Annotated in this window: 21 protein-coding genes and 1 pseudogene; 8 read left to right on the forward strand and 14 right to left on the reverse strand. The window is 68.1% G+C overall.

Translation table 11 applies throughout. The annotated features are described in order from the left end of the window. The first annotated feature begins 101 nt into the window (after positions 1-101). Positions 102-1,268 carry a glycosyltransferase family 4 protein gene (locus Aple_RS07090; RefSeq protein ID WP_155343659.1) on the forward strand — a complete coding sequence of 389 codons (1,167 nt, stop codon included), beginning with the start codon at positions 102-104 and terminating at the stop codon, positions 1,266-1,268. Here Aple_RS07090 and Aple_RS07095 read toward each other — a convergent pair. Both Aple_RS07095 and Aple_RS07100 read right to left on the reverse strand, forming a co-directional pair. Next, positions 1,251-1,427, reverse strand: a complete 177-nt coding sequence (locus Aple_RS07095) for a hypothetical protein (RefSeq protein ID WP_155343660.1) — start codon at positions 1,425-1,427, stop codon at positions 1,251-1,253. The two genes, Aple_RS07090 and Aple_RS07095, sit on opposite strands and share 18 nt — an antisense overlap. A gap of 90 nt (positions 1,428-1,517) precedes the next feature. Continuing rightward, the gene (locus tag Aple_RS07100) at positions 1,518-2,216 is read right to left on the reverse strand and encodes a class E sortase (protein ID WP_155343661.1); all 699 of its coding nucleotides are present in this window, start codon (positions 2,214-2,216) and stop codon (positions 1,518-1,520) included. A 159-nt stretch (positions 2,217-2,375) separates the two neighbouring features. Between Aple_RS07100 and Aple_RS07105 the strand changes: the two genes are divergently transcribed. Beyond that, positions 2,376-3,410, forward strand: a complete 1,035-nt coding sequence (locus Aple_RS07105) for a hypothetical protein (protein ID WP_155343662.1) — start codon at positions 2,376-2,378, stop codon at positions 3,408-3,410. A gap of 342 nt (positions 3,411-3,752) precedes the next feature. Here Aple_RS07105 and Aple_RS07110 read toward each other — a convergent pair whose 3' ends face one another. After that, positions 3,753-4,634, reverse strand: coding sequence for a class F sortase (locus Aple_RS07110; RefSeq protein WP_155343663.1), 882 nt, complete (start codon positions 4,632-4,634; stop codon positions 3,753-3,755). Next, positions 4,631-5,479, reverse strand: coding sequence for a hypothetical protein (locus tag Aple_RS07115; RefSeq protein WP_155343664.1), 849 nt, complete (start codon positions 5,477-5,479; stop codon positions 4,631-4,633). Before Aple_RS07115 ends, Aple_RS07110 begins: the two co-directional genes overlap by 4 nt. A 283-nt stretch (positions 5,480-5,762) precedes the next feature. On the opposite strand from Aple_RS07115, the gene nfi reads away from it, so the two are divergent. Further along, on the forward strand, positions 5,763-6,380 hold the full coding sequence (gene nfi / locus Aple_RS07120; protein ID WP_246264194.1) for a deoxyribonuclease V: 618 nt from the start codon (positions 5,763-5,765) through the stop codon (positions 6,378-6,380). A 146-nt stretch (positions 6,381-6,526) separates the two neighbouring features. Here the strand turns inward: nfi and Aple_RS07125 are convergent, their stop codons facing one another. The 3 genes from Aple_RS07125 to Aple_RS07135 all read right to left on the reverse strand — a co-directional run bounded on the left by Aple_RS07125 (position 6,527) and on the right by Aple_RS07135 (position 9,459). Next, a complete protein-coding gene (locus Aple_RS07125) occupies positions 6,527-7,561 on the reverse strand; it encodes a hypothetical protein (RefSeq protein ID WP_218038158.1) in 1,035 nt (344 codons plus the stop codon). A 312-nt stretch (positions 7,562-7,873) separates the two neighbouring features. After that, entirely contained in the window at positions 7,874-8,743 is an 870-nt protein-coding gene (locus Aple_RS07130; RefSeq protein ID WP_155343666.1) for a class I SAM-dependent methyltransferase, read from the reverse strand. A 119-nt stretch (positions 8,744-8,862) separates the two neighbouring features. After that, entirely contained in the window at positions 8,863-9,459 is a 597-nt protein-coding gene (locus Aple_RS07135; RefSeq protein WP_218038159.1) for a helix-turn-helix domain-containing protein, read from the reverse strand. A gap of 134 nt (positions 9,460-9,593) precedes the next feature. Between Aple_RS07135 and Aple_RS07140 the strand changes: the two genes are divergently transcribed. Both Aple_RS07140 and Aple_RS07145 read left to right on the forward strand, forming a co-directional pair. Next, the gene (locus Aple_RS07140) at positions 9,594-10,085 is read left to right on the forward strand and encodes an FAD-binding protein (RefSeq protein ID WP_246264196.1); all 492 of its coding nucleotides are present in this window, start codon (positions 9,594-9,596) and stop codon (positions 10,083-10,085) included. A 111-nt stretch (positions 10,086-10,196) separates the two neighbouring features. Then, complete coding sequence (locus Aple_RS07145; protein WP_155343668.1) at positions 10,197-11,795, forward strand: MFS transporter; 1,599 nt, start codon at positions 10,197-10,199, stop codon at positions 11,793-11,795. Between the two features lie 42 nt (positions 11,796-11,837). On the opposite strand, the gene Aple_RS07150 is transcribed toward Aple_RS07145, so the two are convergent. Beyond that, positions 11,838-13,010 carry a 4-hydroxybenzoate 3-monooxygenase gene (locus Aple_RS07150; protein WP_155343669.1) on the reverse strand — a complete coding sequence of 391 codons (1,173 nt, stop codon included), beginning with the start codon at positions 13,008-13,010 and terminating at the stop codon, positions 11,838-11,840. Between the two features lie 166 nt (positions 13,011-13,176). After that, positions 13,177-13,962 (reverse strand): helix-turn-helix domain-containing protein, encoded by a 786-nt coding sequence (locus Aple_RS07155; RefSeq protein ID WP_155343670.1) that lies wholly within the window; start codon positions 13,960-13,962, stop codon positions 13,177-13,179. A gap of 145 nt (positions 13,963-14,107) precedes the next feature. On the opposite strand from Aple_RS07155, the gene Aple_RS07160 reads away from it, so the two are divergent. Next, positions 14,108-14,890: a siderophore-interacting protein gene (locus Aple_RS07160; RefSeq protein WP_155343702.1), complete on the forward strand. Its 783-nt coding sequence runs from the start codon at positions 14,108-14,110 to the stop codon at positions 14,888-14,890. 539 nt (positions 14,891-15,429) lie between these two features. Here the strand turns inward: Aple_RS07160 and Aple_RS07165 are convergent. Next, positions 15,430-15,882, reverse strand: coding sequence for an Lrp/AsnC family transcriptional regulator (locus tag Aple_RS07165; protein WP_155343671.1), 453 nt, complete (start codon positions 15,880-15,882; stop codon positions 15,430-15,432). Positions 15,883-15,997: 115 nt separating this feature from the next. On the opposite strand from Aple_RS07165, the gene Aple_RS07170 reads away from it, so the two are divergent. Next, a complete protein-coding gene (locus Aple_RS07170; RefSeq protein ID WP_155343672.1) occupies positions 15,998-16,615 on the forward strand; it encodes a LysE family translocator in 618 nt (205 codons plus the stop codon). Between the two features lie 184 nt (positions 16,616-16,799). On the opposite strand, the pseudogene Aple_RS55465 reads toward Aple_RS07170, so the two are convergent. The 3 genes and pseudogenes from Aple_RS55465 to Aple_RS07185 all read right to left on the reverse strand — a co-directional run. Then, positions 16,800-17,012, reverse strand: a pseudogene (locus Aple_RS55465) (ATP-binding cassette domain-containing protein); the annotation flags it as partial. 93 nt (positions 17,013-17,105) lie between these two features. Then, positions 17,106-18,410, reverse strand: a complete 1,305-nt coding sequence (locus Aple_RS07180) for an aspartate aminotransferase family protein (RefSeq protein WP_155343673.1) — start codon at positions 18,408-18,410, stop codon at positions 17,106-17,108. Between the two features lie 307 nt (positions 18,411-18,717). Beyond that, entirely contained in the window at positions 18,718-19,656 is a 939-nt protein-coding gene (locus tag Aple_RS07185) for a GntR family transcriptional regulator (protein ID WP_246264206.1), read from the reverse strand. A gap of 336 nt (positions 19,657-19,992) precedes the next feature. Between Aple_RS07185 and Aple_RS56205 the strand changes: the two genes are divergently transcribed. Further along, positions 19,993-20,244 carry a response regulator transcription factor gene (locus Aple_RS56205; protein ID WP_373869573.1) on the forward strand — a complete coding sequence of 84 codons (252 nt, stop codon included), beginning with the start codon at positions 19,993-19,995 and terminating at the stop codon, positions 20,242-20,244. Between the two features lie 15 nt (positions 20,245-20,259). Here the strand turns inward: Aple_RS56205 and Aple_RS07195 are convergent. Further along, positions 20,260-20,960 (reverse strand): alpha/beta fold hydrolase (locus Aple_RS07195; protein ID WP_246264199.1); only part of this gene is annotated, 701 nt, incomplete at its 5' end.

A 20,960-nucleotide genomic window follows, 5' to 3' on the forward strand; every position in this document is an offset into this window, starting at 1 on the left:
TTAAGAGTGCGGGAATACGCCTGTCACCCCTTTTCGCCCGGACGGCTATTCCCTAGCGTCCTGCGCGGAAGCGCGTAATTTGCGTTGTTATAGGGGCGTCCATGCGTGACGTAAAGATCTCCACTTCAACGACCAGTGCCGGGCGCGAGGGACGTGCGCTCCGCATCGCCATGATCGGCCAGCGAGGCCTGCCCGCCACCTACGGCGGGATCGAACACCACGTCGCCCAGATCGGCCGGCGGCTCGCGGCTCGCGGCCACGAGGTCACCGTGTTCTGCCGTACCAACTACACCCCCGACCGAGGCGACCGGCACGACCGGATCGACGGCATCCGCCTGCGCCACCTGCCCACTCTGGGCACCAAGCACATGGACGCCCTCACCCACAGCCTCACCTCCACCCTGGCCGCCGCGGGACGCCACGACATCGTGCACTACCACGCCCTCGGGCCTGGCCTGTTCGCGCCGGTTCCGCGCTATCTGACCGGATCCAGGGTGGTGCAGACGATCCACGGCTGGGACGACCTGCGGGCGAAGTGGGGCGGGCTGGCGCAGCGGGTCCTGCGGGCCGGACGCTGGATGAGCCAGCGGGTGCCGAACGCCGTGATCGGCGTGTCCCGGGAGATCACCGACGAGTACGGAGAGTCGGCGACCTACATCTCCAACGGTGTCGAACGCCCGCCGGACGGCATCAGCCCGGAACCCGTGCTGGCCCGCGGCTTGAAGCCTGGTGGCTATGTGCTGTTCGTCGGCCGTCTGGTTCCGGAGAAGGCCGTCGACCTGCTGCTCCGCACGTTCAGCCAGCTGCCGGACGACGTTCATCTCGCCGTCGCCGGCGGTTCCGCCTACACCGACGACTACGTCACCGGCCTGCGCGAGCTCGCCGCCCGCGACCCGCGTATCCACCTGCTCGGCTACGTGTACGGCGACGACCTGGCCGCGCTCTACCACCACGCCGCCGTCTACGTGCAGCCCTCGCACCTGGAGGGTCTGCCGCTGGCGCTGCTGGAGGCCGCCTCGCACGGGCTGCCCCTGATCGCCAGCGGTCTCGGCTGCCATCGCGAGATCATCGCCGCGGAGGGGCCCGGCGGGCGGATCTTCCGTCCTGGTGATCCGGCCGGGCTCAAGGAGGCGCTCGGGCACGTGCTCGCCGAGCGGGACCGGGAACGGGCCACCGCCCTGATCCGCCGCGAGGACATTCTCCGGCGGTACTCGTGGGACCGGGCTACCGACCTGACCGAGGAGCTCTACCTACGGCTGGCCCGCTGACGGTTCGACGGTCACCTCGTCCAGGCCGAGCAGCGAGTCGACCAGCGGGAAGACCACATACCAGAGCAAGCTCCCGGCGGCGGCGATCAGCAGGACCGCACACACGGTCTTGACATACCGTCCGCCGGGCAGCTTGCCCCATATCCAGGGATAAATCACTTCTTCTCACACTCCAACGTTCCTGCTTCGCGCCCGGCTCATCCTCTGTGGGCTCTTGCGCGCTGGTGACTTCTACTCACACCCGGTAGGTCACTTACGCTTTCCCAGCTCGGCCGGCCGTCCGGCCGACTTCGCTTGGGAGCGGGTGAGTTCGGCGAAGACCACCAGGCGCTGCCAGTTCTGGAGTTTCGGGTTGCAGGTGGTCAGGGTGAGCATTGCCCGTTCGGGGGATACGCCTGGCTCGTTGGGTGTGGGGGCGATGACCTCGACCGACGTGGGGAGCACCTTCCGGTGGCCGGTGACGCTGTAGATGAACCAGGCGTTCTTGGTCTCGGCGATGATCGTGTCGCCGGTGTCGAGTTGGTCGATGTCCCAGAAGACCGAGGGGATGCGGTGGCCGGCCACGGCCATGTTGCCGATCTCGCCCGGGCGGGCGGTCTTCGGGTAGTGGCCGGGGCCTTTGCGCAGGTCGGCTTGGGTCACTCCCTCGACGACGGCCCATTTCATGTCCAGCTTCGGGATGTGCAGGCGGGCGAGCGGCTGGCCCAGGGCCGGGGCGGCTCCAGCGTTCGCGGTGGCCCAGGCATGGTTGAGGCGGTCGTCGATCAGGTTCTGTTCTGCTTGGATTTGCCACGCTTTGCCGTACACGGCGTAGGCGGCGAAGAGCAGGGCGAGCACGCCGAGCGTGATCATGAGCTCGCCGACGCCCCTGGCGAGCCGCCGCGATGGCGGCTCCCAGAGGTCGTCGTCGTCTTGCTGGTACGGCAGGGCTGCCTGGCCGGTGACCAAGGTCAGAGCTCGCCCGTGACGTAGCCGCCGCGCCTGGCTGCCCGGAGGGTGAACGCGCCGCCCATGACCAGGATGGCGCCCAGCATGGTCAGGGGAGCGACGAAACCGTCGCCGGTCTTGGCCAGTTCCTCGTCGTCGCCTCCGTCGGGGACGGGGGCGGTGACCGTTTCGGAAATGGTGTGTGTGTTTCTCGGGGTGGAGCTGGTCGAGGGGGTGGAGGTGTTGCTGTTGCTGCTGGAGTTGGAGGGGGTGGAGGAGCCCGAGTGCGACGGGGAAGGGGAGACACAGGGGGAGGCGCTCGGGGATGGGGTGGCGCTCGCGCTCGGGCTCGAACTGGCCGAGGCGCTCGCACTCGCTGACGCGCTGGCGGAGGCGCTCGCGCTGGCACTCGCTGAGGCGCTCGCCGACGCACTCGCCGATGCGCTGGCGGACGCCGACGCGCTGGCGGAGGCGCTGGCCGACGCTGAGGCTGAGGCGCTGGCGGAGGCGCTCGCGGAGGTTGTCGGGCAGGGGCGCAGTGACGAGGTGGCCGACGAGCTTGGGGTCGCGCTGCCGGAGGGTGTGGTCGACGCGCTGGCCGACGGTGTGGGGGTGCCCGACTCGGTGAGCAGGAGCTGCGCGTTCGGCTGGACGACCTGGCTGAGCGTCAGCAGGACGGAGGCCGACGCGGGAGCGTCCTGGGCGAACAACCGCGCGGTTGCCAGTTCGCTTGACGAAGGACTGGCGTCCGGGCTCGCGGAAGGGGTGCCGGTGCTGGTCGGCGTGGCCTTCGGGCTCGCGAGCGGGGTGGAGTCGGACTTCGCATTCTTCGCGGTCGATCCGGGGGTGGATTCGGCGCTTGGCGACGGGGTGGCCGCCGCGGCTGTGCCGGTCCAGGCCACGGTCGATCCGCTGAGCTGGGCGGTGCCGATGTCCAGCCGTACCACATCGGTGATGGCGGGAGGACTGGCGAGCAGCGATGGGGACGTGCTGGGAGTCGGGTCGGCGGGTGATGGACCCGGCGTCGACGGAAGTGTCGAGGGAGATGCCGAGGGGGATGCCGGGGGAACTATCGCCTGGGGTGTCGGGGTGGGGTCCGCGGCTGTGGTCACGCGCTCGGCGCGTACCACGGCGTGTGGGCCGTCGATCCGCAGATGGGGGCGGCTGATCACCACCGTGCGCGTGCCGTCGATGATCCGCACGGATCCCTCGTAGTCCACCTCGGCGTCGCCGGTGGACGGATCGAACGCGCCGCTCGCCGCGTGGAAGCGGACCCCGCCCTCAGGCGTCAGTTCCGCGCCGCCGTCGACCAGGACCCGCTGCGTGTCCGCGTCGGTGATGGCCGTCAGGCCGATCGTCAGCGTGCCCGCGGTCACGTCCCGGGCGGTCACCGCGTTCGGCGGAGTCGCCGCGAGCGCGCCCACCGCGAGTGCCGCGCCGAACCAAATCTGCGCGATTCCCAGGGTCGCAAGCCGTTTGTGCCGCACCCTCATCATCAAAAACAACCACCCAAAAAACCGATTAACGGGAGACCCTGCTCGCGATCAATTTGCAATGTTAAGTAGATGTCACTGAGGTAAGCGTGGCGTAGACAATGAGGTTGTCGGTGTAACTGTGCGTTTTCCTGTTGTACACCCCGCCACAGGTGATGAGACGAAGCGCGGGATGGGCGGTGTTGCCGTACACGCGCTCGGTCGGAAATCGCGTTTTGGAGACCTGTTCGACGCCGTCCACGGTGAATGTGACCACCGAACCGTCCGCCCGCCCGATCTTGACGACGTGCCCGCGCGCGAGTTCGCGCAGCCGCTGGAAGACCGCCGGTCCCCCCCGGACGTTGACGTGGCCGACGATGACGGCCGGGCCTTGTTCCCCTGGGGTCGGGCCGTATTTGAACCATCCGGCCAGATTGGGAGCCGACAGCGGCGGCACCTCGATCTCCCGCCGCTTGGTGACCCCGACCGGGCGCAGCGGCGCGTCCACCTTGATCCCCGGGATGACCAGCCTGGTCGGGTTCGCCTCCGCGACCGGCTCGGCGGGCTGCCCCGCCGGTTCCGGGGGCGGCGCGTCGGCGATGGCCGCGGTGAGTACGGCGCCCGGCCCGCCCGGTCCTACCTCGTTCGGAAAGGTCAGCACTCCGGCGGGTCCGGGTGGGTTGACCACGCCCAGGGACTCGCGGACCGCCGTGTCACTGGGTTCCGACGCCACCAGCACGACCCCGACCAGCGCGGTCACGACCGCCGCCACGGTGCCCAGCATCAGGACCAGGCGCACCGGTCCCAGCAGGCCCGGGGCCGGCTCGGCGGCACTCCGCCAATACCGCGCGAACCACCCGTCCGGCCGCGGATCGGACGCTTGCTCGTCCCACCGCGGATCGGGTCCCTGCTCGGCCCTTGGTTCACGCTCTCCTGGTTCGAGTGGCTGCTCGCCGATGGTGTTCATGCTCGCCTCCAGATCAGGCGGCCGATGAGTGCCGCGCCCGCGCTGCCACAAACGATCAAGAAGAGGCCGAGGAGAGCGCGCCCTCCGACGGAGCTTTCGGCACCGGTCGCGGCGCCGCCGAGCGGGGTGAGCACCACCTGCGGCGAGGGCGAGGAGGTCATGGACACGGTCACCGTGGTCGTCGGCGTCGGGCTCGGCGTGGCCGACGGCGATGGGGTCGCGGACGAGCTCGGCGTGGCGCTCGCGCTCGGCGTGGGTGTCGCGGACGGGCTCGGCGACGGCGATGGGCTCGTCGCGGCGGCGACCAGGAGCTGGGTCCCCGCGTTGACCTCGGTGACGCAGAGGGTCTTGCCCGCGCCCGGGACCTCCAGCTGGAAGTCGCCCGGCATGAGCGTCACGCTCGACCCCGCCGGGAGGTCGCCTGGGATCGTCATATATCCCGTCATGGGTGGTACGGCGATTGCCTGCCCTGGATCCACCGACGCCGGCAGCGGCGACCGTCCCGTCATCGGGGCGAGTTCGCCCTGGATCGCCCCGTTCAGGCGGAGCCTGCCGTACGAGCCGATTTCGGTGCCCTGAGCGGCGGTCTTGTCACCCGCGTTGGCCAGCCCGCCGCCCAGCGACCACACCACGGTGACCGTGGCCCCCGGCGGCGCCTCCTTGGGCGCTTCCAGGGTGACGTCGAGTTCCGCGGCCTTCCCGCCACACGTGTAGGGCACGTTGACCAACCGGGTCTCGGCCGTCGCGACATCCTGGAAGCAGAGAACTCCGGCAACCATCAACAGGATGACGCCGACGCCGGGCCAGGCCGGCAGCTTGGGGGGCACGATCGTACGGCCTTTCACGAGGGTTCCTCGCCGGAGGGAAGGCGAGGCAGCAGCGATAGGCTGACGAGCTTGGGTTACGCCCTAGCGGTTTCCGAGCGAAATATTGGTGTGGCCCGTGTGAAAGGAGGTCCGGGGCGGTGAACCCTCACATACTCCAAGATGGACTACACATGACGCGCAACCAGCGCCCACGAAATATCACCACATAACGGACAAAATTATGGCTTGGAGCGCGCTAGAAGGCGCTTGGTTTTCACGCCGGGCAAACCCTTGGCCGACCACGGCCGGCGAAGCGGAGGCCGTGCAGGAACAGCTGCGCCCGCTCGTGGATCTCACCGACCCCGGCCCGCCCACCGTCGACTTCATCGCCGGTCTGGATGTCGGGTACGCCCCTGACAGCGACGAGGTAACCGGCGCCGTCGTCGTCCTCGACAACACCCTGCAGGTCGTGGATCACGCAACATCCCGCGAGAAGGCGAAATTTCCGTACATACCGGGACTGTTTGCGTTCCGTGAACTCCCGCCCCTGCTGACCGCGCTCGGCCGCCTCACGGTCATCCCCGACCTGCTGATCTGCGACGGCTACGGCCTGGCCCACCCCCGCCGCTTCGGCCTGGCCTGCCACCTGGGCGTCCTCACCGGCCTCCCCACGATCGGCGTCGCCAAGACCGCCTTCGTCGGCACCCACGCCGACCCCGCCCCCACCCGGGGCAGCTGGACCCCGATCACCCTCGACCACGACACCGTCGGCCGCGCCCTCCGCACCCGCGACCACGTCAAACCCGTCTTCGTCTCCCAGGGCCACCGCATCAGCCTCGACAACGCCTGCGCCCACGTCCTCCATGTGACCCCGGCCTACCGCCTCCCCGAACCGATCCGCCTAGCCGACCGCCTCTCCCGAACCGACCCGCCCGCCTGACCGCCTCTCCCGCGCGGCCCGCCGCCTGCGGTCCGAGGCCGCCCGCCTGGCCGCTGGCTCCGATCCGCTTCCCCGGTCTCCACCAATTGGATCTCGCCCAACCGACCCGGCAGCGCGGCCGAATCCCCAGGCCTCCGCCGGGCGAATCACTTGAGCGTCGACGCGACGACCTGCGGTTTCCCCGCTCCCTTGTAGAAGATCCCGGGATATCCCCGCGACCCGAATCCCGCGCTCGGGTTGTTCCGGAGCCTGGACTTCTCGATCCGGAGTGTGCCGGTCATGTCGTTGCTCACGAAGAAGATCGCCCCGCCCCCTTCACGAGCGGTGTTGTTCTGAATGATCGACCCCGCGACCCGAACGGTGAACCGATTCCCGTCCGTGTACACAGCTCCCCCGCTGCCCCCGCCCGGCGTCCCCCCTCGGGCCGGATTGGCGCCCCGCCCAATCGCCTTGTTGTACGACATGACGCTGTTCAGGATCACCCAAGAGACCCCGATACTGCTCAACGCTCCCCCGTTCGAGCACACCCCGCCCTGCCCCTTCGCCCCGCCGAACGTGCTGCCTACGACATACACCGGCAGATTCCGGTACTGATTCAGAACCCGCAGAGCCGCCCCGCCCACATCAGGCCCGCTCGCATCACACCGATTCCGCACGAACGTGGAGTTGACCACCTTCACCCGCCCGCCCCGGACGAACACGGCTCCCCCACCGCCGCCCTCCGCGCGCTCCCCCGTCGCGTTCCCATCGGCGAACGTCAGATTCTGCAGCACCAACTGCGGCCGGCTCTGGTTGTCACAGTGCGACGTGATCCACACCAGCGACTTGTCGCACGTGTTCATATAAAGGATCCGCCGCTGCCCCATCCCGCTGAGCGTCACCTTCCCGCCCCCGTCCAGCACCACCCGCGCACTGGTGTTCCGCACCTTGGCCGTCGCCGTCATCTTGATCGTCACCGGCCGGGGCCCGCAGTTGAACCTGATCACCCCACCCTTGGCGACAGCCGCGACCACCGCCCTGGACGTACAACTGCCCGGACTCCCGTTCCCCACCACCCGGTCCGCCCGCGAGGTGTTCACCGCCCGCGCCTCCGCCGGCACATAGGCCCCACCGCCCGGATTTCCCGGCCCGGCGACGGCCCCAGCCGGAACCCCCGGCGCCAGCACAGCGGCGATCAGCACGACAAGAACAACAGTCAACTCTCGGGGACCAGCACGGCGGACCAATCCCAGCGCAGAGCCAGTCGCCGTACGCCCGTCGAACACCCGCGGCATCTGAGGTCCCCTCACGACAGCCATTCCGGTGAGCTGCGAGCATATCGGCCCGCATCCGGGTTGTAGGAAGCAAACGGTGCATCGGCTCCCGTCCCGTCGTGACGGCTGTAGCGAGTCGGTGTCTGCGCAGAGGGGGTGGCCGGGATCACCGCAGGCCCGGAAGGCATCAAACATTGCGTATAAGGCAAGACGATGCGGGCGATCTGCGTGAGTTGAGGGTCAGGTGCGGCGTGCGGCCCAGACGGTGCGCTCGGTGCGTACCGAGAGGTCGTCGCGGCGCAGGATGCTGTGGGGGCTGTCCGTGTCGAGCAGCCGGTCGAGCGCGGCGAGGTCTTCGGCCGGGAGCGATTCGGCGGCGACGCCGCGGATGCGCCGAAGCGCGCCCAGGGCGTAGCGGCCGATGGCTTCGCTGTGGGCGCCGTCGATGTTCACGGTGATGGTGCGCTCGCCGTCGAGGGTGAACCCGGCGGCGGTGAGCATCGGTCCCCAGTCGGCGCCGCGGTGGGGCACGTGTTCGGCGTGGAAGTGATCGGTCGCGGCGTGGCAGCGGTCTTCCAGGCCGGGCCGGTCTTCGGGGGCGCCTTCTGGCAGGAAGCGGGGCAACCCGGCCAGCTCGACGACGGCGAACAGGCCGCCGGACGGGAGCATGTCGTGGACGTTGCGCAGGGCGTGGTCGGGGTCGGCCATGTGGTGCATCGAGGCGGAGGCCCAGACCAGGTCCGGCGTCCCGAGGTCGGGCCAGTCGGCGGCGTCGAGGTCGGCCTGCACGATCCGCACACGGTCGTCCAGATCCTGGGCGCACGCCTTCTCCCGCAGGCGCTGAAGGTGTCCGAGCGAGGCGTCGACGGCGATGACGTGAGCCTCGGGGAAACGGTTCAGGAGGGCGAAGGTGCCCGCTCCCGTGCCGCAGCCCAGGTCGACGATCTGGCGCGGGCTGGTTTTCAGGGGCAGCCATGCGGTGATGGCGGCGATGTGCTCGGCGAGGACTTCCGCGTCCAGGTCGAGGATTTCCGCCTGGCCGGCGTCGTCCTGCTGGTGGTGGCCGTGCTGCGCGCCGTGGTGGGGAGCGTGCGGGTGTGCGTGGGTCATGCCGTCACCGTAAGGCGGGTTTGCTTATGCGGCACGACGGCTCCCGGAATGCGCAAGATGTCAGCGCGTGGCAATGCCCGACGCGCAAGGCGCACCCGGACCGAGGGCGCGCGTTGCCGTCATTCGCGGATGCCAGGGGTGTCGGGGTCGCTGCCGTTGTCGCGCTGGTGTCCGCGGCGGGCATCGCGGTCGAAGATGCCCAGAATGTCACACGGTCCGCCTTCGACGCCGATGGCGTGCGGCATCATGGTGGGGAACTCGGCGGCCTGGTTGGTCTCGAGACGGAAGCGCCGATGGCCCAGCATGAGGATCGCGGTGCCGGAGAGGACGACCAGCCATTCCCGGCCGGGGTGGGCACGCATGCGGGCGGGGTTGTCGGGCGGTGGCTCGGTCATGCGCTGGCGTACGACGCTCATGCCGGGGTCGGCCTTCACGGGCCAGCGCATCAGGCCGTGGGTGGCGTCGATCATCGGGCTGGTGACGACGTCGTCGGCGGCGGTCTCGACGAGCTGGTCGAGGGTGGTGTCCAGGGCGCGGGCGAGGGTGACGAGCTGGTCCAGGGCGAGACGGCGCTGACCGTTCTCGATGCGGCTCAGTGAGGACTGGCTGAGGTTGGCGCGGGTGGCCAGTTCGTCCAGGGACCAGCCCTGCGCGACCCGCAGAGCGCGGATGCGTTTGCGTACGAGGCTGTCCAGCTCTCCACTTTCTTGCGTCATGCGCAACATCGTATGCCCTTCTCGCAATGCGGGTTTAACGTCGTGTGCGGAAGGCCCGAAGCGGCTGGAGGAAAGGGCGCGACATGTCTGTGCAGACTTCTTGCTACGCGAGCGACGCACTGCCTGGTGAGACCGTGGACGTTGTGGTGATCGGCGGCGGCGCGGCGGGCTTGAACGGTGCGCTGATACTGGCCCGCTCCCGCCGCACGGTCGTCGTGATCGACAGCGGCACGGTGACGGCGCGCCGCGTGCTGGTGGCCACCGGCCTGCGGGACGTGCCGCCGGACGTGCCCGGCCTCGCCGAGCACTGGGGGCACGGTGTGGTGCACTGCCCGTACTGCCACGGCTGGGAGGTACGCGACGAACCGATCGGCATCCTCGCCACCGGCCCTCCCTCGATCCATCACGCGCTGCTGTTCCGTCAGCTGACCGACGACCTCGTCTACTTCACCCACGGCACGGATCTCGACGAGAACACCCGAGCGCGCTTCGCCGTCGGCGACATCCGCGTCATCGACACCCCGGTGCGGGAAGTCATGACGAGCGAGGACGGCGGCATCGCGGGCGTGCGCCTGACCGATGGCACGGTCGTGGCCCGCCGCATCCTCGCGGTCGCCCCCGCCTGACGTTAAGGCTCGTACGAGTCCCGCGCGCGGTGGCCGGACCCCTACTCCATCCACTTCGGCGACCGGACCTACTCCGGCGCTGATTCTGCATGCCCATTTTGAGAGGAATCCATGAGTACAGACCAGCCTCCACAGGTGGCGGCCGCTGACGGAAGCGGCGGAGGCGCACCGGATGCGCGTCAGCTGCGCACCATTCTGATCGCCGTCTCCATCGCGCTGATGGCCGTCATCGCGTCGGTGTCCGGGCTGAACGTCGCCCAGACGCACATGGCCGTCGAGTTCGGCGCCTCGCAGAACACTATCTTGTGGATCATCAACATCTACACCCTGACCCTGGCCGCGCTGCTGCTGCCGCTCGGCGCGATCGGTGACCGCCTGGGCCGCAAGCCCATGCTGATCGCCGGGCTGGGTGTCTTCGGCGTCGCCGGCGTCATGGCGGGCCTGGCTCCGACGGCCGAGGTGATGCTGGCCGCGCGCGTGGCCGGCGGTATCGGCGCTGCGATGATCATGCCCATCACGCTCGCCGTCATCACCTCCACCTTCCCCGAGGAGGAACGTGGCACGGCGATCGGTGTGTGGACCGGCGTCGCCGGAGGCGGCGGCATCCTGGGCATGTTCCTCTCCGCGCTCCTCGTCGACGTCGCCGACTGGCGCTGGCTGTTCGTCCTGCCCGTGGCCCTGATCATCGTGGCCCTGGCCATGATGCTGAAGTCGGTCCCCAACTCCCGCGAGAGGTCCGCCCACAGCTTCGACACCGTCGGCGCGCTGGTATCCACGGTCGCGGTGGTCGGGCTCATCTTCGTCCTGCAGGAGGGCCCCGAGCGTGGCTGGACCGCGCCCGCGACTCTGATCAGTCTCGCTGTCGGTCTCATCGCCGCGATCGGCTTCGTGGCCTGGGAGCGGCACCGCCGGGACGCCTCGCTGCTGGACGTACGCCTGTTCCGGGAGCGTGCTCTGGCCGGCGGCTCGATCACGCTGCTGGTGGTCTTCGGCGTCCAGGCGGGCATCGCCGTGGTCCTCTTCCCGTTCTTCCAGGCCGTGCTCGGCTGGTCGGGGCTGCTGTCCACGCTGGCCCTGATGCCCATGGCCGTCATGATGATGATGACCTCCGGCCTCGCCCCCAAGCTGGCCGTACGCATCGGTTCTCGCTCGACCATGGCCACAGGCATCGCGCTGGCCGCCGCCGGCCTGGCCCTCATGGCCCTCTTCGTCTCCGCTGACGGCGGCTACCTGACCATCCTGCCCGGCATGCTCGCCATGGGCATCGGCATGGGCCTGTCGATGACCCCCTCCACCGAGGCCATCACCGGCTCCCTGCCGCGCGAGAAGCAGGGTGTCGCCTCCGCGCTCAACGACGTCACCCGCGAGTTCGGCACCGCCCTCGGTGTCGCCCTGCTCGGGGCGCTGCTGTCCGCCGGCTACCGCAGCGCCATCGACGACCGCCTGCAGGACATTCCCCAGGATGCCGCGGACACCGCGCGCGAAGGCATCGCCAACGCCGTCGAGGTGGCGGGCACCACCGGCTCGCACGCCGAAGACCTGGTCCGCGCCGCCCAGCAGTCCTTCGTCGACGGCTGGCAGCAGGCCATGTGGGCAGGCGTCGCCGTCATGGGCGTCCTGTTCGTCTACATCGCCCTGCGCGGCCCCAAGAACTCCGCCCCCGTGGCGGACGACGACGCCGAGACCACCGAGGCCGTCGCCGCCCGCTAACGGCGTAAGCGGTGAGCGGACGGCACGAAGACCGCTTGCCGATTACTCGGAAAGGCGATTTGCCGCAGGTGGTTCCAACAGCGTTTCCAGGTTCACCCGGGCGATCCGCTTGCGGAACTCCCCTGTGTAGGAGGTGTCACCGGAGTCGTGCATGGTGTCGGTCATCCAGACCGCGGATGCCTGACGCTCCCACGTGTGGCTCAGGCAGGTGTCGGAGTAGCTGTCGAGCAGACACGAGTCGTCGTTCTGGGCGTGGTGGATGACCGCGCGGGCGAACACTTCGGCGTCGTGGAGGGCGAGGCTCATCCCTTCCGCGCTCATCGGGGAGATGAGGTGTGCCGCGTCCCCGAGCAGGTAGAGCCTGCCGTGGCTCATGGGGCTGAACACCACACCGCGCAGCGGCACGACCTGCTTGCTCGTGATCGGGCCCTTGGCCGCCACGGGTGCGCCGAAACGAGCTTCCAGTTCGTTCCAGACGCGCTCGTCCGGCCATTGTTCGATGGTGTCGGTGACCGGGCACTGCAGGTAGAGACGGCTCGCGTTCGGGCCGCGAGTGATCTGCGCGGCGAAGCCGCGAGAGTGCACTGCCAGCACCGCCAGCGGATCCGCCGGCACCTCCGTCATGACAGTCAGCCAGGCGTACCCGAACTCATGGGTGTAGCAGGTGAGAACGTCGGCGGGAATGGCCGTCCTGCTGACGCCGTGGTAGCCGTCGCTGCCGGCGACGAAGTCACAGCCGAGCACCTTCGTCGAGCCGGCCGCATCCCGATAACGAACCAGGGGACGCTCGGTGTCGAGGCATTCCAGCGAAACGTCTTCGGCTTCGAAGCGAAGGTCACCGCCGTCGCGGAGGAAAACCTTGATGAGGTTCCGGACGAGGACCTGCTGAGGGCAGTAGGCACCGTCAAAATCATCCGCGTCGTCCTCGTCCGCCTTCCAATACCGCTTCTCTCCGTCGACCAGCATCGGCATACCCGAATCGGAGGTACCGAGGCTGTGGCCTTCCACCACCTCCCCCATCCCCCATTCGTGCAACATGCGCACCCCTCCGGCATCGAGAGCCCCAGCCCGTTGCCGCTGCTCGACGTATTCACGGCTGTGCTTCTCCAAGACGATGCAACTGATTCCGCTGCGCACCAGGAAATTGCCCAACGCGAGCCCGGCGACTCCGCCGCCCACGATGACCACGGTGGTGTTCTCATCCGCCTGGATCATGTGCTTTCCCTACTCCTCGAAGAAATGTGGACGTTGACGGCCCGGATGGATCACGGGCCGTCGACCACCACTGTGAATCCGGCAGCGGTTGCCGACAACCGACAACCGGACAGTCCATAACGAAAAGCCGCCAAACTTGGCGGTGAGCCGCAGGGGCCGGTTGCCGCTACTTGCCGTGGTGGTGCAGGTCGACCTGGTAACGGCCCGGAGTCTGGCCGACAACGGCGGTGAAGGCTTCGATGAAAGTCGAGGGGTTGGACCACCCGCACGCGATCGCGGTGTCGGTGACGGACTGGCCGTCGGTGAGGTGGACCAGGGCGTGGTGGACGCGCAAGATCGTGCGCCAGCGGCGGAAACTCATGCCGAGGTCGGTGTGGAACAGCCGGCTGAGGGTGCGCTCGCTCGCCCCCGCGGTGCGCCCCAGCTCCGCCAGGGTTGTGGTCTGACCCGGATCGGCGTGCAGGAGATCGGTGACGACGCGCAGCCGGTCGTCACGCGGCTCGGGCAAGTGCAAGGACTGCTCGGGAGTCTCACCGAGCTCGTCGATCACCACCGCGCGCAACCGCCCGTCGGCGCCCGGAGGTCTCCCGCTCCCGCCGGTCAGTGCCAGGAGGGCTTCGCGCAGTAGCGGGCTCACCCCGAACACGCTGGGGTGCGCCACGAGTTCACCGCACTCGTCGGCCGGAATGGCGACGACACGGGCGTCGGTCCTGCCGTAGAAGCGGTGGGAGTGCTCGAACCCCGGCGGCGTCCACGTCACCCGGTTGGCAGGCGCCAGCCAGGTTCCGCGCTCGGTCGTCGTGGCCAAGGCGCCGGCGGCCGCGTACACCAGCTGGCCATCGGGGTGGGAGTGGGTGTCCAGGTGGTAGCCGTGCGGGAGCCAGCCTCCACCGCGAGGCGTCGTTTCTACCGGCCTTGCGGATGGCGGGGAAGGTTGGCGGGTTTCCTGCATCGCGCGTCAGCTTACCGGTGGTGCGGCGGCTGCGGCAGGACAAGGATCGGCCTCATGAACAGTGAGGTATGGGCGCATACCGGAGGGACCGTTGAGTAGCCTCGGATCATTGGCGGCCGGGTACCGGCGCCCGCGCCACCGGCGGATGTTGGCGCTGACCGTCCAGGGCCGCGAACGGATCAGTCCTCACTTTGTGTCTATCACCCTGGGTGGAAACGACTTCCAGTACCTGGAACAGTCCGGGTACGACCAGGCGGGCCGCCTGTTCTTCGCAGGACCCGGTCAGGATGAGGTCGTGCTCCCGACCAGCGAGAAGTGGATGCTCCAGTACACTCTGCAATCGGCCAAGAGGCGGCCGCGAGTCAGGTCGTACTCGATCCGGCGCTTCCGGCCGGAGATGTCCGCGTTCGACATCGAGTTCTCCCTCCACGAGGAGCCGGACTCGGACCGGTCCGCCGCTCCGGGAACCGCTTGGGCGCTGGCGGCCGAGCCGGGCGACGAGGTCGCTTTCCTCGACGAGGGATGCGGCTACGTACCCACCGCCGGCGCCGCCTGGCAACTGCTCGTCGGCGACGAGAGCGCGTTACCGGCGATCCTCGCGATCCTGGAACATTCCCCCGACGCGCTGCCCGCCGAGGTGTTCCTCGAAGTACCCGCCAGCGACGACATCCGCGGCGAGGTCACCGCGCCCGCAGCCACGAAGATCCACTGGTTGCCCCGCAACGAACCCTCCATAAGACCGGGCACGCTCGCTCTGCAGGCCGTACAGGCCGCGCAACTCCGCCCCGGCCCCTACTACGCCTGGGCCGCAGGCGAGTCCGCGCTCGCCACCGGCATCCGCAGGCATCTCGTCAACGACCGCAACGTCCCCAAATCCAACATCTCCTTCCGCGGCTACTGGAGACACGGCAGAGCCAGCCTCGGCTGACCACCCCACACCACCATCAGCACCCTTCCCGGCCAGCTGCTTTCCCAAGTGGTGTCACCGGGCGGGCGAACACTCCGCCCAGCGCTGTCGCCAGACCCATCCGATCAGCACATTTCCTCAACGGGTCGGACAGCTTGCCTGACAAGCCCCTTGACGTCCCCGACGACGGAACAACCCCCGGTCCCATCCCGTACGCCTCACCTGAACGCGCACCCGATTCTGTTACGGATTTGATCTAGATCCTTGCAGATCAGGTCCACCTTCTTCTCAGCACCGACAGCAGGATCAGTGCTGCCGCGACCACGTTCACCGCCGGTGCCGAACCGCCTGACCCGTCATCACGAGTCGCGGCGAGAGAGACCGAGATCTCCCACCCCATCGCTCTGCGCGGCCCCAAGAACTCCGCCCCTGGGCGGACAACGACGCCGAGGCCACCGAGGCCGTCGCCGCCCGATAACGGCGTAAGGGGTGGGCGGACGGCCCGAAGGCTGCTGTCCCAGGGGTGGGCGTTGGGGACCGCGAGCTCGCGGTGCCCAACGTCACAGGGGCAAGGGACGGTGCTCGACGACGCTCTTCATGACGAGGGTGGAGCTGAGGCGCTGGACGCCGGGGAGGGTGGCGAGGCGGTCGTCGTAGAGGCGCTGGAAGGCGGGTAGGTCGCGGGTGATGACGCGCAGGAGGTAGTCGGGGTCGCCGAAGAGCCGTTGGGCTTGCAGGACGTGGGGTACAGCGGCGACCGCCTGTTCGAAGGCGTCGACGGTGTCGCGGTCCGCGGCGCGCATGGTGACGAAGACGAGGGCCTCGAAGGTCAGGCCGAGGGCGTTGGCGTCGAGGTCCGCGCGGTAGCCGCTGATCGCGCCGGAGCGCTCCAGGGCGCGTAGCCGGCGGTGGCAGGGCGAGACGCTGAGGCGGACGCGTTCAGCGAGTTCGGTGACGGTGAGGCGTCCGTCCTGCTGGAGCTCGGCAAGGATTCTCCGGTCTACATCGTCCACGGGGCAGATTCTCCCCCACAGACCGGTTGCGCTGGGAAAGTTTGGAAGCACATTTCGGGCAATCGTACCTAACCTTCCCTCTGGGGTTCCCCCAAGTGGAAAGAGGTGCGAGGTCATGGCGGTCGGTACCGTCGCCGCGTTCTGGGCGGTGTCGTTGATGTTCGTGGTGACACCGGGGGCGGACTGGGCGTACGCGATCGCGGCAGGGCTGCGGCATCGCACGGTGCTGCCCGCGGTGGGCGGTCTGCTGATCGGGCATCTGGCGGCCACCGCGGTGGTGGCGGCCGGGGTGGCCGCTCTGGTGGCCCGCTCGCCGCTGGTGATGACCGCGCTGACGGTGGCGGGCGCGGCGTATCTGGTGTGGCTGGGGATCGGCACGCTCGCCCGCCCGTCGGCCCCGCAGGCCGGTGCGGAGCCCGCCGCCGGCTCATGGGTACGTCAGGTGGCGAAAGGCGCGGGGATCAGCGGGCTCAACCCGAAGGTGTTTCTGCTGTTCTTGGCACTGCTGCCGCAGTTCGCCGACCCGGACGCGGCGTGGCCGGTCGCGGTGCAGATCGTGGTGCTGGGGCTGGTTCACGTGGCCAGCTGCGCCGTGGTCTACACGGGGGTGGGCGCGGGGGCGCGGCGAGTGCTGCGGGCGCGGCCTGCCGCGGCACGGGCGGTGACCCGCTTCTCCGGCGCCGCGATGGTCGGAATCGGCGTGCTGCTGCTGGCAGAGCAGTTGGTCGGTTAACCGACGACATCACGAGTCGCGGCGAGAGACTGCGACCTCCCGCCCCCAGTGCTGCGACCACGTAGAGCGTCATGATCCGGGAGAAGCCGATGCGGTGACTGCGGGCCAGGCAGGCGATCTGGTCGAATGCGGTACGGCCCGGGTGTACGGCACCGGCGTCGAGCAGCGCGCCCACCTCGAACAGCGGCCGGCTGATCTCCGCGTATCGACGCCCGTTGACCAGGGCCACACCGGACGTCGCCTCATGAAGGCCGACGACGACGCGCAAGGTCGTGGATTTCCCCGCGCCGTTGGGCCCCAGAAGGCCGGTCACTCGCCTGGGGTGAACATGGAAGGACAGCCGGTCCAATGCGAGCGTCGAGCCGTATCGCTTCGTCAGCTCTCTTACTTCGATCACCTCAACACGGTGACAAAACCATCCCTGCCCACGGTCGTACCTGGTCGGCTGCCCGGTTCAAGTAATCGATGGACTTATCTGGTGGCAATTGGCTTACTCGCGACCGTCGAGCACCGCGTCGAGAGACGCCCGCAGGATGTCCATGCCCTGGTCGAGCTCCTCCGCGGTCGTCGTCAAGGGCGGCGCGATACGAAAGACGCCGCCCATACGGGGTAGCTGGACGATGTTGAGGTGGAGTCCTCGTCTGAAGCAGGCCGCCGTGACGGCCTGCCCCAACGCATCAGCGGGCTCCTTGGTGCGACGGTCCTTCACGAGTTCGATGCCCTGCAGCAGTCCGCGGCCTCGGACGTCACCGACGACGTCATATCGCTGACGCAGACTCTCCAGACGCTCCCCGAGCACCAGGCCCAGCTGGCGCGCACGCGCGACAAGCTCGTCACGAGCGATCACGTCGAGCACCGTCGAGGCGACGGCGGCCGCGAGAGGATCATTGACGTGGGTGGTGAAGAACAGAAATCCCCGATCCGAGCAGCCCTGCTCGATCTCTGACGTGGTCACGACCGCGGCGACGGGGAGTCCCGCGCCCAGCGTCTTCGACAACGTGAGGATGTCGGGCACGACGCCGTCGCGCTCGAAGGCGTACATGTCACCGGTACGCCCCAGGCCTGTCTGGGCTTCGTCGAGAATGAGGAGCATTCCACGTTCCCTGCACAACTGCTGCAGACGAACGAGATAGCCGGCTGGAAGCTCGATGATTCCGCCCGACGAGAGAATCGGCTCGACGAGACATGCCGCCAGATCCCCTGTCGACTGCTGATCGACGAGCGCGAAACCGTAGTCGAGCTCGGCCTCCCAGTCATAGGACCCATCGGCGTGCCTGAACGGCGATCGATAGGCGTTCGGCGTGGGGAGGACAAAGTTGCCCGGCGCGCTCGGACCGTAACCGCGGCGGCCCGCTGAGAACGTCGCCGCCGAGGCCCCGAACGTCATTCCGTGCCAGGAGCGGTCGAGCGAGACGATCTCATGGCGGCCCGTGTAGAGCTTCGCCATCTTGATGGCGGCTTCGTTGGACTCCGCGCCGGTCGTCAGGAGCAGCACCTTGCTCAGGTCCGGGGGAAGAGTGCCCACCAGCCGATCAGCGAACTCGAGAACGGGCGGGCTCAGCATCCCGCTGAAGAGATGGTCCAGCGACGCCACCGAATCCGAGACGACGCGCACGATATCGGGGTGCGAGTGCCCCAGGACCGCGCTCATCTGACCCGATGTGAAATCAAGGATCTGTCGGCCGTCCTCGTCGAAGACGAACGTTCCCGCCGCCCTCGTGATGAGGGTCGGCACGAAACGCGTCCCGTACCGAACGAGATGTGCTTCCCGGGCGCGCTCCTTCGCGTCGCTCATGTCACTCCTCTTGTGCGCTTAAAAACCCGATACCTATGCCATATTTCGAACCAATTGTCTCCCTTAGGTCGTACGAGCACAACAGCGTGCGCCACCGGTAACTCCACGGAACCGGTCGACCTGGGTTCTCAGGGTCGCGAATCATGTCCGACATGACCCGTCATTCAGATCGTGTGATCCTCCGGGCCAGGATCCGCCGTGGACGGGTGATCACCAGCACCTGCGGAGGAGCGCCCTCGGAGTCGCGCGGCAGCACATCGTTGGCATCTGTCGTGCGCGCAGATCGAGCCGACGGCCCGCAGTACGCCTACACAACTGTGACGTCGCCGCGCTTGGCCGCCTGCATGTCCCGGACCACCTCGTTCACCATGCGAATGGAGGCGGCGTCGAGCACGTTCCCGAACTCGATCACATTCACCTTCGGCTCGAGGGCTGCCTTCAACTCCGGCTGCTGGTCTGGTATCACGACCAGGTCGATTCCATCGAGCTCCGCGCCTTCGAGGTCATGGAGTATGCGGAGGTTCTTGAGGCCCGCATCCTGCAACCAGTCGCGAACGGTCACGGCCTGGTCATCGGTGCGGTACCAGATCCCGACGGTTCGGCTCTTGGGCACGGAGGCGATCTGCATCAGAGTTTGAACGTGCGGTGCGACGACGATGGCGACAACTTCGGTGCCGGGCCGGCGAGGCAGGTTACGGACCTGCGCCAGGTGAAAGAACGTGGTCAGGATGAGGTCGGCCTGTTCATCCTCAGGGGAGAACTCACCGAGGACCAAGGGCTTGACCTTGATGCTGACCGCCGCCTCGAGCGCACTCGCGAAGTACTCGGCCCGGTCGGCGTTGCATTCCACGAACGAAACCTTGAGCATGTGGTCTTCCGCGCGAATGGCGACGCTCATCGCGAGCGACTGGATCTCAGCCGCCGTGAGGCCGAGGTCGACGCACTGGCGAGCTGCTGATTCCAAGATGCGCCGGGCTTCCTCCCGCGCGGCCGAGCCTTGATGCGCAGGGCTGGGACCGACGACAACGGTGCCACTGCGTCCGCGACTCTCGACCAGGCCGAGCTTGGCCAGCTCGGCATATGCCCGGGCCGCCGTATTGCGGTTGATGTGAAGGTTGTCGGCCAGCATGCGAGCGCTGGGGAGGACCTGGCCGGGTTTGAGGTCGCCAGTCTCGATCAGGAACGACAGTTGAGCGATGATCTGTCGAAACACGGGCACATCGGAGTGCACGCTCACCTGGATCATGTCGGCCACTGCCTGATTCTATCGACTGACTTTGACCTATCATCGTATACCATTCGGACCAGCGAAGATCTTCCGAAAGCACCGTTCACAGCCGGTCAATTCGAGCTCGCCCGCGTGGCAATGACTGTTGAACTGAGTCAAACTGTCGCGATGTCCGGGCGCACAGACCACCCTCCAACGAGGGGGTGCCCACATCCCCGAGGCCGATGCCCGTCGTAACGGCGTCCGTCATCGGGACTGCCCTCAACCGGCAAGGTATGACCAGAGACGGAGGCTGGTGTCCTACCGTGGGCAGATGTCAGGTGATCTGGTGAGGCGATAACGTCCCGTCATGGAGTGGGGCTGTATCTGGTGGCCTCCACCACTTCGGTCGGATGGTCGGTGGCGGGCTTGGCGGCGTGCGCGTCTGGTGCGGTGGCCGCAGTCCTGATCTTCTACTCCGAGATCGCCGAGCACCTTCACCTCACCGTCGGCACGGTCATGACGCACATCGGCCGCCTCCTGGCCAAGCTGTACACCCGCGACCGGGCCCAGCTCGTCATCGCGGCCTACGAAGGCGGGCTCGTCACCAACCCGTGGTCACAATGATCTTCAAGCAGGGAGCTAGCGGGCTGATTGTGTGGCCGTTTCGAGGAGGATCTGGGCTAGTTCGTTGGGCTGGGAGAACATGGGCCAGTGGCCGGTGTTCATTTTGATCAGGTGCCAGTGGGGGCTGGTGAGGAGGGCGGCCACGTCGGGGTTTGGTTCGTCGCCGTCGAGTAGGCATTTGATGTAGGTGGCCGGGAGGTCGCTGAGGGGGCGGGTCAGGACGGCTGGTTCGGTGAGGGCGGCGCCGGGGTGGGGGGTTGAGCCGGTGACGATTCGGGAGATCTGGTCGTCGGTCAGGCCTTGGCCGGCGAAGTCGGGGGCGGTGAGCGGGGGCCAGAAGCCGTTGTTGTTGGCGATCGATGCCTCCACCATGGACCGGCCGGATGGCCAGGCGGAGACGAATGACTCGCCGTTGGCTGGGACGTTGGAGTCGACGAAGACCACGTGGGCCAGGCGGTCGCCGATGCGTTCGGCGGCTTGGCCGACGGGAATGCCTGAGTAACTGTGGCCGACCAGGATGACGTTTCGTAGATCGTGTTGTTCGATCTCATCGAGGATGTCCCGGACGTGCGTCTGTTGCCCTGCCTCGATGCCTTGTTTCTCCGCGAGGCCGGAAAGGGTCAACGGATGGGTGCCGTGACCGGCTGCGCGTAGGTCCGGCACCACCTCGTCCCACGCCCACGATCCAAGCCACGCGCCTGCGACCAGTACGAATT

The sequence above is a fragment of the Acrocarpospora pleiomorpha genome, from assembly GCF_009687885.1.
GTDB classification, from domain to species: domain Bacteria; phylum Actinomycetota; class Actinomycetes; order Streptosporangiales; family Streptosporangiaceae; genus Acrocarpospora; species Acrocarpospora pleiomorpha.

Excerpts from the sequence above, each read along its gene's own strand:
- Aple_RS07090 (WP_155343659.1), top strand. The coding sequence starts at position 102 with ATGCGTGACGTAAAGATCTCCACTTCAACGACCAGTGCCGGGCGCGAG.
- Aple_RS07110 (WP_155343663.1), bottom strand. The coding sequence starts at position 4,634 with ATGAACACCATCGGCGAGCAGCCACTCGAACCAGGAGAGCGTGAACCA.
- Aple_RS07130 (WP_155343666.1), bottom strand. The coding sequence starts at position 8,743 with ATGACCCACGCACACCCGCACGCTCCCCACCACGGCGCGCAGCACGGC.
- Aple_RS07135 (WP_218038159.1), bottom strand. The coding sequence starts at position 9,459 with ATGACGCAAGAAAGTGGAGAGCTGGACAGCCTCGTACGCAAACGCATC.
- Aple_RS07145 (WP_155343668.1), top strand. The coding sequence starts at position 10,197 with ATGAGTACAGACCAGCCTCCACAGGTGGCGGCCGCTGACGGAAGCGGC.
- Aple_RS07150 (WP_155343669.1), bottom strand. The coding sequence starts at position 13,010 with ATGATCCAGGCGGATGAGAACACCACCGTGGTCATCGTGGGCGGCGGA.
- Aple_RS07155 (WP_155343670.1), bottom strand. The coding sequence starts at position 13,962 with ATGCAGGAAACCCGCCAACCTTCCCCGCCATCCGCAAGGCCGGTAGAA.
- Aple_RS07160 (WP_155343702.1), top strand. The coding sequence starts at position 14,108 with ATGTTGGCGCTGACCGTCCAGGGCCGCGAACGGATCAGTCCTCACTTT.
- Aple_RS07170 (WP_155343672.1), top strand. The coding sequence starts at position 15,998 with ATGGCGGTCGGTACCGTCGCCGCGTTCTGGGCGGTGTCGTTGATGTTC.
- Aple_RS07180 (WP_155343673.1), bottom strand. The coding sequence starts at position 18,410 with ATGAGCGACGCGAAGGAGCGCGCCCGGGAAGCACATCTCGTTCGGTAC.
- Aple_RS07185 (WP_246264206.1), bottom strand. The coding sequence starts at position 19,656 with ATGATCCAGGTGAGCGTGCACTCCGATGTGCCCGTGTTTCGACAGATC.